11 protein-coding genes are annotated in these 14,946 nt (G+C 60.1%); 7 read left to right on the top strand and 4 right to left on the bottom strand.

Going from position 1 to position 14,946, the window contains the following annotated elements:
• Positions 1-109: 109 nt before the first annotated feature.
• Positions 110-1,003, bottom strand: coding sequence for a LysR family transcriptional regulator (locus ACEPAJ_RS20240; RefSeq protein WP_425917392.1), 894 nt, complete (start codon positions 1,001-1,003; stop codon positions 110-112).
• 165 nt (positions 1,004-1,168) lie between these two features.
• On the opposite strand from ACEPAJ_RS20240, the gene lysM reads away from it, so the two are divergent.
• Positions 1,169-1,609 carry a peptidoglycan-binding protein LysM gene (gene lysM, locus ACEPAJ_RS20235; protein WP_322948278.1) on the top strand — a complete coding sequence of 147 codons (441 nt, stop codon included), beginning with the start codon at positions 1,169-1,171 and terminating at the stop codon, positions 1,607-1,609.
• A 42-nt stretch (positions 1,610-1,651) separates the two neighbouring features.
• Here the strand turns inward: lysM and yrfG are convergent, their stop codons facing one another.
• On the bottom strand, positions 1,652-2,314 hold the full coding sequence (gene yrfG / locus ACEPAJ_RS20230; RefSeq protein ID WP_425917389.1) for a GMP/IMP nucleotidase: 663 nt from the start codon (positions 2,312-2,314) through the stop codon (positions 1,652-1,654).
• 210 nt (positions 2,315-2,524) lie between these two features.
• The gene (ltrA, locus tag ACEPAJ_RS20225; RefSeq protein WP_425917387.1) at positions 2,525-4,264 is read right to left on the bottom strand and encodes a group II intron reverse transcriptase/maturase; all 1,740 of its coding nucleotides are present in this window, start codon (positions 4,262-4,264) and stop codon (positions 2,525-2,527) included.
• Positions 4,265-5,367: 1,103 nt separating this feature from the next.
• On the opposite strand from ltrA, the gene nudE reads away from it, so the two are divergent.
• Positions 5,368-5,934 carry an ADP compounds hydrolase NudE gene (gene nudE, locus ACEPAJ_RS20220; protein WP_425917385.1) on the top strand — a complete coding sequence of 189 codons (567 nt, stop codon included), beginning with the start codon at positions 5,368-5,370 and terminating at the stop codon, positions 5,932-5,934.
• A complete protein-coding gene (gene cysQ / locus ACEPAJ_RS20215) occupies positions 5,931-6,752 on the top strand; it encodes a 3'(2'),5'-bisphosphate nucleotidase CysQ (protein WP_425917383.1) in 822 nt (273 codons plus the stop codon). Before nudE ends, cysQ begins: the two co-directional genes overlap by 4 nt.
• A gap of 146 nt (positions 6,753-6,898) precedes the next feature.
• Here cysQ and ACEPAJ_RS20210 read toward each other — a convergent pair whose 3' ends face one another.
• Positions 6,899-8,809 (bottom strand): beta-ketoacyl synthase, encoded by a 1,911-nt coding sequence (locus ACEPAJ_RS20210; RefSeq protein WP_425917381.1) that lies wholly within the window; start codon positions 8,807-8,809, stop codon positions 6,899-6,901.
• A 242-nt stretch (positions 8,810-9,051) separates the two neighbouring features.
• On the opposite strand from ACEPAJ_RS20210, the gene ACEPAJ_RS20205 reads away from it, so the two are divergent.
• From ACEPAJ_RS20205 to gcvT, 4 genes are all read left to right on the top strand, one after another.
• Positions 9,052-10,701: an acyl-CoA synthetase gene (locus ACEPAJ_RS20205; protein WP_425917379.1), complete on the top strand. Its 1,650-nt coding sequence runs from the start codon at positions 9,052-9,054 to the stop codon at positions 10,699-10,701.
• A 179-nt stretch (positions 10,702-10,880) separates the two neighbouring features.
• A complete protein-coding gene (locus ACEPAJ_RS20200) occupies positions 10,881-11,882 on the top strand; it encodes an extracellular solute-binding protein (protein ID WP_425917377.1) in 1,002 nt (333 codons plus the stop codon).
• 96 nt (positions 11,883-11,978) lie between these two features.
• Complete coding sequence (locus tag ACEPAJ_RS20195) at positions 11,979-13,595, top strand: ABC transporter permease (RefSeq protein WP_322948272.1); 1,617 nt, start codon at positions 11,979-11,981, stop codon at positions 13,593-13,595.
• Between the two features lie 142 nt (positions 13,596-13,737).
• A complete protein-coding gene (gcvT, locus tag ACEPAJ_RS20190; RefSeq protein WP_425917374.1) occupies positions 13,738-14,820 on the top strand; it encodes a glycine cleavage system aminomethyltransferase GcvT in 1,083 nt (360 codons plus the stop codon).
• Positions 14,821-14,946: the final 126 nt, after the last annotated feature.

Here is a 14,946-nt window from a genome sequence, read left to right as displayed (position 1 = left end):
CCGGCGACAAAGTATCTCTGCCAGCGTAGGCCGCTCTGATGTGGGCGTCTAATCGCTGTCGCCGATGGAGTGATCGATTCGCTCTATCAATGCGTCAAGCATCGGTCTTTCAGGCGGTTGCGGGCGGCAAAAAGTGCTGTGCTTCGGCAAAACAGGCTTCGGCCAGGGCCGAGCGGGGCGCGCTGCGGCGCATGATCAAGCCCAGTGGCGCGAGGGTGTGGGCGTCTTCGATGGGCGTCAGCGCCAGGTGTTCGGTGAACTCCGCCAGGCCACTGTTGAGCGGCATGATCGCGCAGCACAGGCCGGCGCTGACGGCTTGCAGCAGCTGGTGCACGGCATCGGTTTCCAACCGTGGGGTAGGCGTCAGGCCCCGCGAACGGAAGCTGTGGTCGATCGACTGGCGAAAATGCATGCCCGCCGAGAGCAGGCCCAGCGGCAGCTCGATCAGGCTTTCCCAGCGTAGGGCCGGACGAGTGAACTGGAAATGACGGCGGTCGTACAGCAGGCCCATGCGCGTTTCCGCCAGCTCAAGGCTGTCAAAATGCTCGCGGTCCAAGCGGTCGAGGTAGGACAGGCCGAGGTCGAGCTGATTACGCCCCAGCCGTTCGAGAATCTGCTCACTGCTCAGGGCAAACAGCTGAAAACGTAAGCCAGCATGTTGTTCGGCAAAAAACTGCACCAGGCGCATCGGGTCGAAACCGGCCAGCGGCACTACGCCTAAGCGCAGGGTGCCGACCAGCTGGCCACGGCAGGCGGCTGCTTCGGCATACAGGCCGTCGTGCGCGGCCATCAGGCTTCGCGCCCAAGCCAGGATGCGCTCGCCTTCGGCGCTGAAGCCCTCGAAGCGCTGACCACGGCGGACCAGCTCCAGGCCCAGCTCATCTTCCAGTTGGCGCAGGCGCATCGACAGGGTCGGCTGGGTGATATGGCAACGCGCGGCGGCCTGGCCGAAATGGCGGGTTTCATCCAGGGCGATAAGGAACTTCAGCTGTTTGATATCCATGATGTGTCCTAAACCCTGAATTGCGCCGATTCTAGCAGGCACCTGATGGATGTCTGGCGCTGAATCGGCCCTGCAACGCCAGCGCCGTTGTCACGAATCAGGGGCTAGACTTCGAACTCCGGGCAGCGTTGCCCGGCCACTTTCCAAGGAATAAGAGGACGCCTTATGAGTCTGTTTGCCTTTGTCAAAGAAGCCGGTACGAAACTCTGGGAATCACTGGTCGGCCAGGAGGCCCAGGCGGCCGAGTCGCTGACGGCGCACGTTGCCAAGGTGGGGTTGGGTAACCCAAATATTCAGGTCAGCGTCGAAGGTGAGAAGGTCATCGCCCGTGGTGAAGTGGCCAGCCAGGAGGAGAAAGAGAAAATCCTCCTGGCCTTGGGCAATGTCGCCGGTGTGGCCGAAGTGGAAGACCATATCAGCGTGACTACGCCGGCACCGGCGGCGCGCTTTGTCACGGTGAAGAAGGGCGACACCCTGAGCGCGATTGCCAAGGCCGAATACGGCAACGCCAATGCTTACCCGAAAATCTTTGAAGCCAACAAGCCGATGCTCAGCCACCCGGACAAGATCTATCCGGGCCAGGTGCTGCGTATTCCCGAGGAATAAACGACTGGCTTGTCGGGCGGCTGCAAGGGCCGCCCGATGCGGTTACAGCCCCTGCAACAACTCCCGGTAATCTTCCACGGCAGCAAATTCCTCGGTGTCCTTCGGTCCCGCCTGGCTATCGGGTTGGCGTACGGCGAGCAGATGGCCGATGCCAAAGCGCCCGGCGCTGCGCAGGATCGGCAGGCTGTCATCGATAAACAGGCTGCGCGCCGGTGCAAAGTCGATGTCCTGCTGCAGGGCGTGCCAGAACTGCTGGTCTTCCTTGGGGAAGCCATAGTCGTGGGAGCTGATCAGTCGGTCGAAGTAGGGCGCCAGTTCGATGCGTTCCAGCTTCAATGACAGTGAATCGCGGTGCGCGTTGGTGATCATCACCACCTGCTTGCCGGCTTGGCGCAGGGCTTGGATAAAGGTGTCGGCGTCTGGGCGCAGGGCGATCAGGTGCGCCACTTCACGCTTAAGGTCGCGGATCGACAGCTTTAGCTCGCGGGTCCAGAAATCCGTGCAATACCAATTCAACGTACCGGCGTGCTCGCGGAACAGCGGCAGCAATTCGGCATCGGCCAGCGCGCGGCTGATGCCATGGTGCTCGGCATAGCGCTGCGGCAGGTGCTGCAACCAAAAGTGGTTGTCGAAGTGCAAGTCGAGCAGGGTGCCGTCCATATCCAGCAAGACGGTGTCGATGGTGTTCCAGAGCAAGGCGGGCATGCGAGGTCTTCGGGCTGATGCGCAGGGGCGCGATTTGCGCCCTGGGCGTCGAGATCGCGCAATCTCCTACGCGGATAATAGGAAGTCGGGTAGCCCCGGATCATTACTGATCCGGGGCCCCCTAAGAACCGTACGTGCGAGTTTCCCCGCATACGGCTCAAGCTTACATAAAGCCAGCGTAGGCTGGCCGGCAACTATTTACGTGCGACCTTAATACTTCAAGCCGCTATATCGCAGAGCCACTTTAAGTTGCTGGCTGTGTGCCAGCGCATGGCAGTTGGGGTGAAGCAGCGCACGATTGCTCAGATTGTCCGATCCACCGTCCACCCGTCTGATGACGTGGTGGTCGTGCCAACCGGTTTCCTTGCTGATCGCTTGCCCGCAATGGGCGCAGAGCCCTCGCTGTCTGCGAAAGATGCTGAGTATCTGTCCCCGGTAACGCAGCTTATGCTGCATCCGTTGAACTCTCAGCGCCTCCCACTTCAACTCGTGCTGAGCATCATAAGGATGATAATCACCCGGCAGACGCTTGTGGCGCACGATTGCGGTGTCCGCCAGCGTGTATAGCTGACGATGTTGCTTTTCTCCCTTGCCATTCTTAAAGGGGTACGCAAACACCCAGTTCCGACTACCTATTGATTGGAAGTATCGCTTCCTAATCCATTCGGCGGACTTTCTTGGATGCCTTCGTTTCGCCCATCTCCATAGTCGCCAGTGGATCAGATGATCCAGCCGGCTGAAGATTTGCTTTGCCACGACTGGTGAGTGGTATTGCGCCCACCCTTTCAGTACCGGGTTCAGTTGACCGATCAACGCTTCCTGCGTCATGGCTCCGCTGTTTTTGATGATCTCACGCACCTTCCGATAAAACGCCGAAGCGTTCTTCTTTGATGGTTTGATCAGCAGCTTGGCCTTCCTGTGAGGCGATTTCGGTACATATTTCCTGAAATGCCACCCGAGAAAATCAAATCCGGTCGTGATGCTGGTTATCCGGGTTTTTTCCTGAGACAGCGCAACCCCTCGTGCAGACAGAAATTGCTCTACCCAGGACTTGATCTCGATCTCTAGGAACTCTTTCGAGTCAGCCAAAATCACGAAATCATCCGCATAGCGCACCACGTGAACTCTTCTTTTTCTGGCAGCCCCTATCCCAAGTTTCTTGGCTAAATAGGCTTTGAGTTGAGTTTCGAGGCCATTCAAAGTGGCATTAGCCAAACAGGGCGAAATGATTCCGCCCTGTGGCGTCCCGGCCTCCGTGGCCATGAGTTGTCTCCGGTCGACTACCCCGGCTTTCAACCATTTGCGCAGCACCGTCCTGTCCATGCAGACGTTTTGGCACAGCCACTCATGGTTGATATTGTCGAAGAACCCTTTGATGTCCCCTTCCATAACCCACGCAGGCCCATAGGAAGGTGCCAGCAGGTGGAACAGTTCAACCATTGCGTCAGCGGTCGATCGGTCAGGCCTGAAGCCAAAACTTTTCGGATCGCTGGTGCTTTCCACAACAGGTTCTAGCGCTTGAAGAAATAATGCCTGCATGGCCCGATCCAACATCGTCGGGATGCCCAGCGGGCGTTTCTCCTGCTTACCTGGTTTCGGTATCCATACTCGCCGTAGCGGTTTGGGCCGATAACCTCGTTGTTTCGACAGACTTCCCACGGCACGGAGTTTGGCCTGGGGCGACCCCCAAGTTTCTCCGTCGACTCCCGGCGTCTTGCGACCCCGATTTTCCGTGACTCGCCTTACAGCCAAACAGCGGCCATAAAACGAGTGGGTCAGCATCCGTTGCAGGCGTTTAACCTTGCGCCAGTTACCTTCCAGTGTTGCCTGCGCAATCTTTAGCTGCGTTTTCCGAACAGAGCGCTGAATGATGGCCCAATCGAGATCATGCCAATTCAGTGCTGTGCTGGAGGGCGCAGCCGTAACCAGTAGTTCTGGTTGCGTTTTCATACAGTCCTCCCGAGGTCATGCGACATTCAGGACGGACTACTCCCCTAGGGGCAGTAATCCACCCCTAGGGTTGCTTTGTTTTCGCTGGAATCAGCGGTTAGTCATGCGCTCGTAAACCAGATGCATGTCAGCCAGAGTTGCCTCTGCCGATAATGTTTCAATCGGTATGCCACCCATTACAGGCAGCCGTTCGCTTTTTGCATCCTCCTATTCCCCACATTCATCAGCGCCCCTTGCGGTTTGCCTGCCTTGCCTGTTTAACCAGCAAGGCGAATGGTCGGGATTGCCACGTTCTCCGAGTCACATCAATTCCCCGTGTAGGCTTCGTCTTTCCCCCGGCAGTTTTTAGGTATCGCGCCCCTTCAGCTCACAGGGACGACCAACTGCGTTGCCATTTTGGCTGAGGCCAATAATTGCCGTAGGCCCATCCATAGTTACGAGGGTTCGGTCGACGATTCACATGTGTTAGCCATGCGGGTTAGGTCACTAGCCTCCATACGTCCGTGCAATTCGGACATATCACGCGCGCCGTCACCGGAGCGTGTTTCTCGCGAAAGAAGAGACATTGTTAATCGGGCTTCACACCCCAGGGTTGGACCCCGGCGCATGCCGATCTAGTGAACTGATGGATACACATCAGGCTCGTTACTCCATGAACAATCAGAGTTGAGCAATGTGATTCGGAACTAGCGTTCCGTGCTTGGTCAATGCACCTCCTACGTCTCTCGACGGTGGCGAGGGGCCTTAATAGCCAAGCGCCAGAAAGGAAGTGCCCAAGGGGCAGACTTCCCCTATGGGTTTGACATATTTAGTAACAATCCAGTCTGGCCGGAAAGCTACCTGAGGCTCTAATTGCGCCGATTTCAATGTCCTTTTGGACCCAAAATGGCACATTTCTTTAACCGATCAACAGAAACGCAAGCGCGCCATCAACCGGAATAGTGCTGGAAAGCCCAGCTGCATTGACTGCTTTTTCAGGCTTCAACCCTTTGAAACAAAGGGTTTTGGTGCCAAGGCGCAGTGGCCAGACCAAGCACGACACGTCATCGTGTCGCACAAGCCGCGCTATGATAACCCGCTATGTCTCGCCCAGGAGCCGCCCCATGCGCCAGAAACCCACTGTACTCGCTCGCGAAATTGTCGCCAGCAGCCGCCTGTTCCGCGTTGAGGAGCTGCAGTTGCGCTTCAGCAACGGTGTGGAGCGCACCTATGAACGGTTGGTGGGCAAGGGCGCAGGCTATGGCGCGGTGATGATTGTGGCGATGCAGGATGCCGAGCATGCCCTGCTGGTCGAGGAATATTGCGGCGGCACCGATGATTACCAGTTGTCACTGCCCAAAGGGCTGATCGAGCCGGGTGAGAACGTATTGGATGCGGCCAACCGCGAGCTCAAGGAAGAAGCCGGTTTTGGCGCGCGGCACCTGGAGCATCTGGCTGAGCTGAGCCTGTCGCCAGGCTATATGAGCCAGAAGATTCAGGTGGTACTGGCCTGGGACCTCTATGAAGAGCGTTTGCCCGGTGATGAGCCAGAGCCGATGCGGGTCGATAAAGCCAATCTGCGCGAGCTGTCGAGCCTGATCCAGCAGCCGCAATTCACTGAGGGGCGTGCTTTAGCGGCGCTTTACCTGGCCCGCGATGTGCTGACTCAGCGTGGGAGCTTTAAACCATGAGCCACCCTCTGATCCCAGCGGTGATTGAGCTGGTGCGCCAGGCTGGCGCGGCGACGCTGCCATTCTGGCGCGCCGATGTCACGGTGAATGAGAAAGCCGATGCCTCACCGGTCACCGCTGCCGATATGGCCGCGCACCATATCCTTAACGATGGCCTGCTGGCGCTGGCGCCGGATATTCCCGTGCTCTCGGAAGAAGCCGCTGATATTGCCCTGAGCGAACGCGGGCAATGGAGCCGCTGGTGGCTGGTCGATCCGCTGGATGGCACCAAGGAGTTTATTGCCGGCAGCGAGGAGTTCACCGTCAACGTCGCGCTGATCGAGCAAGGCCGCGTGGTCTTCGGTGTGGTCGGTATTCCGGCCACCGGCCAGTGCTATTACGGCGGTGCTGGCCTGGGTGCGTGGCGCGCGGATGCTGCGGGCGAAAGCGAGGCGATCAGTGTGCGTCTGGCCCCGCAGGAGGCCTTTACCTTGGTGGCCAGTCGCCGTCATTCCAGCCCCGCGCAAGAGGCGTTGCTGGCAGGCTTGAGTGAGCGTTTCGGTGATCTGCAACTGGCCAGTGTCGGCAGCTCGTTGAAGTTCTGCCAGTTGGCCGAGGGCAATGCCGATTGCTACCCGCGCCTTGCACCGACTTCACAGTGGGACACGGCAGCGGCGCAGGGCGTATTGGAAGGGGCGGGTGGTGAAGTGCTGACGCTCAAGGGCAAGGCGCTGACCTATGAGGCGCGTGAGTCGTTGCTTAATCCGTATTTTCTGGCGTTGCCGGCTGCTGCCGCCTGGCGTGATGAGCTGATCCAGCTGGCTCGCGCGTTGGATTAAGCAGCAGTCTTCCGGTGCGTGATGGGTATCGCTGCGCTCCACCCATCCTACGTAGCCCACGATCTGTAGGAGCGGGCCTTGCCCGCGATAGATTTCGGATCTGATCGCGGGCAAGCCCGCTCCTACATTCTCGGCGGTGGTTCGGCTCAGCCGAGCATATCGCCGTAACGTTCGTCCTTCTTGAACACCAGTGGCTGGGCAAAGCCCGGCACCGTGATCTGCTGCGGATTGATGTCAATCTGCTGGTCGTCGATCAGGTCGTTGCCGAAGTTGTAGATAATCCCCAAATCGCCCAGCAGTGCTTGCGCATCATATGCTTGGGCAGCCGCGCGGGTGGCCTCGCGGCGTTGCAGGTAGGCGCTAAACGCCGCCTCGCCATGACGCTTGCGCAACATCCGCTCGGCCACATGCGGGGCCAGCAGCAGGGCGCTGGCGTTGTTGCCGCCAAAACCTTTGGAGTTGATAAAGCACATGTCCAGCTGTTCGGGCGCGCGCGCACGGTCGGTGGTGGCGAAGCTCAGATGTTGCTGGTGCACGTCCTCGGCCACTGCATCGATGGTCTTGATGCCGGGAATGATGCCGTACTTGAAACTGCCCAAGGCGGAGATCACCTGATCGCCACTGGCGGTGGCCAGGGAGTGGCCGACAAAGGCTTTCACGGCGGTGACGGGCCACTGCTCAATGGCAAAGGCGCTGGCAATGCGGTCGAGGATGACCGATTCGGTCACTCGGTTAGCCGGCGTGCTGGAGCCGTGGGCATGCACAAAGCTGCGCTCACGCACCGCATCGATACCGAGCAGTTGCACGGCGCTGGCCACGGCCTTGGCCACGGTCAGGTAGTTGCCCGGGCCGGGCGCGGAGATCGACTTCTTGAAACCATCGGCGTTGATAAACACATCCGGCACCGCGCCGTGGATGTCAGCGCCCAGCTCCAGCGCCAGCTCATCGTCCATCAGCACCACGAACTGGCAGGCCTCGGCCAGGGTGAAGCCGCAGTTCTCGCCAAACGGGCGGCTGGCGCGGCGGAAGTCGGCCTGATCTTTGCCCTCAATCTGGCGCAGGCCATCCTCGGTTGCCAGGGCGCCCATGGCGCCGTAACCCTCGATGCATTCCTGAGTGATCGGCGCTTCGCTGTTGCCAACGATGGCCACCCGCGCCTTGCCCGAACTGATCAGTTCGATGCCTTTTTGCAGGTTGTAGAGGAAGGTGGCGCACGCGCCGGTGACGCTGCCGGTGCTGCCGACGCTGCCCAATACATAGGCGTTGATAAAGTCCGCCGGCATGGTGTTGAGACCCAGCGCCAGCTGTTTAGCGGTAACGCGACCGCCCTTGAGGCGTGACTGCATCAGGCCGCCGAAACCGTTTTCATCGAGCTGGCTCATGACGCTGCCGGCAAACACGGCAACTTCGTCTGGCGCCACGTGCTGCATGATGGTCTGCCACTCAATGCCGGTGGCGCGCAGGGCATCGGTGACACCAACGATGGTCATGGCCAGGCCACGCGGGTGGAAGCGCGCGTTGTACAGCTCGCTCGGCTCGAAGCCGGTGGGCAGCTGGCCGGCGGATTTCACCGGCAGGGCGCGGTAACTGTCGACCTTGAACTCGCAGTTGTCATGCAGGGTGACCAGCACTTCAGTGGCGTTCAATTCGTCCACCGCCCAATCCGACGGTAGCGGGTCCGGCAGGTGTTTGCGCAGGGTGATAAAGCTCAGCGGCTGGCCCGCGGTAGCGCTGATGTCGATGGTCTTTTGCCAGTGCGCGGCGTCGGGATCCAGGTGCTGCTTTTCGATGCGTCGCACCAGGGTCGAGGCGAGAATCTGCTCGGCGAAGCGCTTGTCGATTTCGGCCAGGCTGAGTGGGTTGCCCTTGTCATCCTGATAGTCGCCGTCGACCACCTTGACCAGTTTCATCATCACCGCCAGGCCAGCCAGGGTTTGCTGGCGGGCTGGCGTGTCCATGCATTCCAGCACGGTGCGGCGGAAACCATGGTGGAAGGAGCTGCGCCCGGCCGCGTTATAGCCACCAAAACCAACGATCACAGGTAAACGTGAGGTCACTCGATAACTCCTTGAAAAGATGACGGCGGACAAGCGGAGATAAGGCTGTGGCTGCTTGTCGTGCTGCTGGCACGCTCTGCGACGGGGATTGCTCCGCGCTTTAGCGCCCAGCATGGCTGAACGGGTGCCTATGGTGACGTGGTTACTGACTTGCAAGTCACGGTTTCGACCAAGGTAGCGCATCCTTAAAACCTTACCGCTGCTATGGTTTCTCCAGCCCAAGGTCCTGCTGGAGAACAACAATGCACAGCGTTAATCCTTACGAATACGGCATGCCGCGCGATGCGGCAAATTTTCAGGCGCTCAGCCCATTGGGCTTTCTTGAGCGCGCCGCCAGCGTGTACCCGCAGCGCTTGGCGCTGATCAATGGCAGTCTGCGCCAAACTTGGGGTGAAACCTACGCCCGCAGCATTCGTTTGGCCTCGGCCCTGGCCCAGCGTGGCATTGGCTTGGGCGATACCGTTGCCGTCATCGCGCCGAACGGCCCGGCGATGTTCGAAGCGCATTTTGGCGTGCCGATGTGCGGCGCGGTGCTGAATGCCATCAATACGCGTCTGGATGCCGAAGCCATCGCCTTTATCCTGCAGCACGGCGAGGCCAAAGTGCTGCTGGTGGACAAGGAGTTCGGAGAGCTGGCGCAGCGGGTGGTCGGCCACTTGCCGCAGCCGCCCTTGGTGATCGGTATTGATGACCCGGAATATGCTGACGGTCTGTTGATCGGTCAGTTGGATTACGAGGCGCTGCTGGCCGAAGGCGATGCCGATTACGCCTGGCAAATGCCGGCAGACGAATGGCAGGCAATTTCGCTCAACTACACCTCCGGCACCACCGGCAATCCCAAAGGCGTGGTTTATCACCACCGCGGTGCGCACCTGAATGCGCTGTCCAATGCCATGTGCTGGGACATGAGCCGCTTCCCGGTGTACCTGTGGACGCTGCCGATGTTCCACTGCAACGGCTGGTGCTTCCCTTGGGCGCTGGCCGCCTATGTTGGGGTCAATGTGTGCCTACGCCATGTGCGCGCCGAGGCGATCTATCCGGCGATTGCCGAGCATGGCGTTGATCATTTCTGTGGCGCGCCCATCGTGCTGAATATGCTGGCCAACGCCTGCGATGAGCTGAAGGCGCTGAAGACTCAGCCGGTAAAAGTATTGACCGCAGGTGCTGCGCCACCCGCCGCCGTGATCGAAGCCATGGAAGCCCTGGAGTTTCGTGTCACCCACGTTTATGGCCTGACCGAAACCTACGGCCCTAGCGTGGCTTGCGAGTGGAAGAACGAGTGGGATGGCGAAACCCCGGAGCAGCGTGCCCGCCTGAAATCCCGCCAGGGCGTGCGTGCGCCATTGCTCGATGGCCTGATGGTGGCGGATCCGGACACCCTGCAGCCGGTGCCGAAGGATGGCCAGACCATCGGCGAAATCATGATGCGCGGCAATGTGGTGATGAAGGGTTACTTGAAGAACCCATCGGCCACCGCCGAGGCCTTTGCCGGTGGCTGGTTCCACTCGGGTGACTTGGCGGTGTGGCATGCCGACGGCTACGTGGAGATCAAGGACCGCAGCAAAGACATCATCATCTCCGGTGGCGAGAACATCTCCTCCATCGAGGTGGAAGATGTGCTGTACCGCCATCCGCTGATCCTTGAGGCCGCCGTGGTGGCCATGGCTCATGCCAAGTGGGGCGAGACGCCCTGCGCCTTCATCACCCTCAAGCCAGGTGCCGAACTGGCGACCGAAGACGTGATCGCCTTCTGTCAGCAGCGTCTGGCGCGCTTCAAGGTGCCGGGTTGTGTGGTGTTTACCAGCCTGCCGAAAACCAGCACCGGCAAGGTGCAGAAGTTTGTGTTGCGTGAGCAGGCCAAGGCACTCGCCGAGCAACAAGCGGTGGCCTGAGAGCCTGTCACGGCTTCGCTGCGTCAAACCCGGGTTCTGCCTCTGCGCTTCAAGCCCTCGTGATATGAGGAGGGCTTGAAGGCGCTTGTTACAGGTTTGAACGGATAACGAGTTGAGAAACTAAATGCCATTCACTACTATTTGGAAACTTAACTCGTCTATACCAAGAGGCAGTCTATATGCAGGTTAGTAAGCGTCTGTTAGCCGCACTTTCTCTCACGGCGTTAGCCGGCACTGTGCAGGCCGCTGATGAAGTGGTGGTTTACTCCTCGCGTATCGACGAGCTGATCAAGCCGGTTTTTGATGCCTACACGGCCAAGACTGGTGTGCCGGTCAAGTTCATCACCGACAAGGAAGCGCCGCTGATGGCGCGCCTGAAAGCGGAAGGTGAAAATACCCCAGCCGACATGCTGCTCACCGTGGATGCCGGCAACCTATGGCAGGCCGAGCAGATGGGCATTCTGCAGCCGGTCACCTCGCCGCTGATCGACGCCAATATCCCACCGCAGTACCGCTCTTCCACGGGTGCCTGGACCGGCCTGTCGCTGCGTGCGCGGACAATCTTCTACTCCACCGAGCGGGTTCAACCGAGCGAGTTGTCGACGTACGAAGCCCTGGCCGACGCGAACTGGGAAGGCCGTTTGTGCCTGCGTACCAGCAAGAAGGTCTACAACCAGTCGCTGACGGCCACTCTGATCGAAACTCACGGTGCAGAGAAAACCGAAGCAATCGTCAAAGGTTGGGTCAATAACCTCGCTACCGACGTGTTCGCCGATGATACGGCGCTGTTGCAGGCTATTGATGCGGGCCAGTGCGATGTCGGCATCACCAACACCTATTACTACGGGCGCTTGCACCAGCAACAGCCGGATCTGAAAGTGAAGCCATTCTGGCCAAACCAGAATGACCGTGGCGTGCACGTCAACCTCGCCGGTGCCGGTATAACCAAGCACGCACCGCATGCCGAAGCGGCGCAAAAACTGCTGGAGTGGATGACCACCGAAGAAGCGCAGGCACTGTTCGCCGGCCTCAATCAGGAATTCCCGGCAAACCCGAAAGTGCCAGCTTCCGAGGAAGTGCAGGCCTGGGGCAGTTTCAAGGCTGATGCGATCCCGGTTGAAGTGGCCGGTAAGCGCCAGGCAGAAGCCATCATGCTGATGGATCGCGCCGGCTGGAACTGATTCAGTTTCAGCGTAACGCTGCAGTTATACTCGACGCCCCGGCTTAGCCCGGGGCGTTGTGTTTTTGCTGTCGAGTAACCTGTTCGAGGATTTTGCGTGGCCCATCCCGCCCAGCGCCGTTGGTATCCCATCGCCTTTGCCGTTGCCCTGCTGGTACTGCTGCCGTTGAGCGTGCTGCTGTTCAGCTGGCATGAGATTGACCAGAAAATCTGGGCGCACTTGTGGCAAACCCAGCTGCCGCGCCTGCTCGGCAATACCTTGGTATTGGTGCTGGGGGTGGGCGTTGGGGTGACGCTGCTCGGCGTCAGCCTGGCCTGGCTCACCAGCCTGTGCGAGTTTCCGGGGCGACGCTGGCTGGACTGGGCGCTGATGTTGCCGTTTGCCATTCCCGCCTATGTGCTGGCGTTTGTGTTTGTCGGCTTGCTGGATTTTTCCGGCCCGTTGCAAAGCCTGCTGCGCGAGTGGTTTGGCAGCGCTGTGCGCTTCCCACGGGTGCGCTCCACCGGCGGCGTGATCATCGTGCTGGTGCTGGTGTTTTATCCCTATGTCTACCTGCTGGCGCGCAATGCCTTCCTGGCTCAGGGCAAGGGGTTGATGGAGGCGGCGCGGGTGCTTGGCCTGAGCCCTTGGCGAGCCTTCTGGCGGGTTGCCTTGCCGATGGCGCGTCCTGCCATTGGTGCCGGCTTGGCCCTGGCGATTATGGAAACCCTGGCGGATTTCGGCGCGGTGTCGGTATTCAATTTCGATACCTTTACCACCGCGATTTATAAGACCTGGTATGGCTTTTACAGCCTGACCAGTGCCACTCAGCTGGCCAGCCTGCTGCTGCTGGCGGTGATGCTGGTGTTGTATGGCGAGCGCCGCGCACGCGGTGCCGTGCGGCCGACGAATGAGCGCCCGCGCGGCAAAGCGCTGTATCACCTGCGCGGTGGTAAGGCGCTGGCGGCCAGCGCCTGGTGTGGCCTGGTGTTCGCCTGCGGCTTTGTCATTCCGGTCATGCAGCTGGTTGTCTGGTTCTGGCAGCGCGGCCGCTTCGATCTGGATGAGCGCTACAGCGCCTTGATTCTGCACACGCTTTATTTAGGCGCGCTGGCGGCATTGATCACGGTCAGCGTGGCGCTGCTACTGGCCTTCGCCCGGCGTCTGGCGCCGACTCGGCTGATGCGCTCAACCGTTGGTTTGGCCAACCTGGGCTATGCCTTGCCCGGCTCGATGCTGGCGGTGGCGATCATGCTGGCCTTCAGTTACCTCGACCGCGAATTGGTGATTCCGCTGTCCAGCTGGCTCGGTGGCGCGGGCAAGCCGGTATTACTGGGCAGCCTCTCGGCCCTTTTGCTGGCCTACCTGATCCGCTTTATGGCGGTGGCCTATGGGCCGTTGGAGAACAGCCTGGCGCGTATTCGTCCGTCGCTACCTGAGGCATCGCGCAGCCTGGGGGTTGGCGGCGTCGGGCTGTTCTTCAAGGTTTACCTGCCGTTGCTGGTGCCGGGGGCGTTGTCGGCTGCGCTGCTGGTGTTTGTTGATGTGCTCAAGGAAATGCCCGCCACGCTGCTGATGCGTCCCTTTGGCTGGGACACCCTGTCGGTACGGGTGTTTGAGATGACCAGTGAAGGCGAGTGGGCGCGTGCGGCGTTGCCGGCGCTGACCCTGGTTATGGTGGGCCTGTTGCCAGTAATTCTGCTGATCCGTCGCTCGGCGCGTCGCCTGGGCTAGTGCCTTGGGATGACCGCCCCCGGTGTTGCGGCTACAATGCGCGCCATTCGCAGCGGCCCAGCCTTTTATAGCCTGTGTTGATGCCCTTTTTTAGGGGCCAGCCGGGTTGCCGCTGCACTGCCCAGCCCGCAAGGAGACACTTATGGGACAGCGCACACCGCTCTACGACTTGCACCTCGCGTTGGGTGCCAAGATGGTCGACTTCGGCGGTTGGGACATGCCGTTGCACTATGGCTCGCAGGTCGAGGAGCACCACGAGGTGCGTCGCGATTGTGGGGTCTTCGATGTGTCGCACATGACCGTGGTGGATGTCAGCGGCAGCCAGGCCAAGGCCTACCTGCAACACCTGCTGGCGAATGATATCGAGCGCCTGCAAAGCATCGGCAAAGCCCTTTACAGCCCCATGCTCAATGACCAAGGCGGGGTGGTGGACGACTTGCTGGTCTACCTGATGGACGTTGGCTACCGCGTGGTGAGCAACGCCTCTACCCGGGACAAGGACCTGGCCTGGATGCGTCTGCAGAGCGTCGACTTCGATGTGCAACTACAAGAGCGCAGCGAGCTGGCCATGTTGGCGATCCAAGGGCCGCATGCGCGCAGCAAGACGGCCGAGCTGGTCACTTCATCCCGTGCCAACCTGATCCAGAGCCTCAAGCCTTTTGAAGGTCAGCCGGACGGCGACTGGTTTATCGCCCGCACCGGTTACACCGGCGAGGACGGACTGGAAATCATCTTGCCGGCTGGCCAAGTGGTGGCCTTTCTCAATGACCTGGTAGGGGCCGGTATTTCGCCGATTGGCCTCGGTGCGCGCGATACCCTGCGCCTGGAAGCCGGGCTGAACTTGTATGGCCAGGACATGGACGAAAGTGTCACCCCGCTGGTCGCCAACATGGCCTGGACCATCGCCTGGGAGCCCGCCAGCCGTGGCTTTATCGGCCGTAGTGCGCTGCAAAAGCAAAAGGCCGAGGGTGTCAGCGCCAAGCTGGTTGGCCTGGTGCTGGAAGAGCGCGGCGTGCTGCGTGCTCATCAAGTGGTGCGGGTTGAAGGGATTGGCGACGGTGAAATCACCAGCGGCAGCTTCTCGCCAACCCTGGGTAAATCAATCGCCTTGGCCCGCGTGCCGGCGGCGACCAGTGAGCGTGCCGAGGTGGAAATTCGCGGTAAGTGGTACCCGGTGCGGGTGGTCAAACCGAGCTTTGTGCGTAACGGTAAAGCCCTGATCTAACCCCTGATTTGGCCATGGATGGTCGAGAGCGTCTGCGCGGCTGCGGTTCGCTAGGTTTTTAAAGACTTTCTTTCGGTATGGCCAAGGCCTGCTAAATTTCCATGACGGCGTGGTCGCCGTCATGCC

Origin of the sequence: Pseudomonas sp. GWSMS-1 (assembly GCF_049847425.1) — a bacterium.
Taxonomy (GTDB): Bacteria; Pseudomonadota; Gammaproteobacteria; order Pseudomonadales; family Pseudomonadaceae; genus Aquipseudomonas.
This window is presented reverse-complemented; position numbering and strand designations above follow the sequence as displayed.

What these genes read in the sequence shown, in the direction of transcription:
- lysM (WP_322948278.1), top strand. Translation starts at nt 1,169, where the DNA reads ATGAGTCTGTTTGCCTTTGTCAAAGAAGCCGGTACGAAACTCTGGGAA.
- ltrA (WP_425917387.1), bottom strand. Translation starts at nt 4,264, where the DNA reads ATGAAAACGCAACCAGAACTACTGGTTACGGCTGCGCCCTCCAGCACA.
- ACEPAJ_RS20240 (WP_425917392.1), bottom strand. Translation starts at nt 1,003, where the DNA reads ATGGATATCAAACAGCTGAAGTTCCTTATCGCCCTGGATGAAACCCGC.
- gcvT (WP_425917374.1), top strand. Translation starts at nt 13,738, where the DNA reads ATGGGACAGCGCACACCGCTCTACGACTTGCACCTCGCGTTGGGTGCC.
- yrfG (WP_425917389.1), bottom strand. Translation starts at nt 2,314, where the DNA reads ATGCCCGCCTTGCTCTGGAACACCATCGACACCGTCTTGCTGGATATG.
- cysQ (WP_425917383.1), top strand. Translation starts at nt 5,931, where the DNA reads ATGAGCCACCCTCTGATCCCAGCGGTGATTGAGCTGGTGCGCCAGGCT.
- ACEPAJ_RS20200 (WP_425917377.1), top strand. Translation starts at nt 10,881, where the DNA reads ATGCAGGTTAGTAAGCGTCTGTTAGCCGCACTTTCTCTCACGGCGTTA.
- ACEPAJ_RS20205 (WP_425917379.1), top strand. Translation starts at nt 9,052, where the DNA reads ATGCACAGCGTTAATCCTTACGAATACGGCATGCCGCGCGATGCGGCA.
- nudE (WP_425917385.1), top strand. Translation starts at nt 5,368, where the DNA reads ATGCGCCAGAAACCCACTGTACTCGCTCGCGAAATTGTCGCCAGCAGC.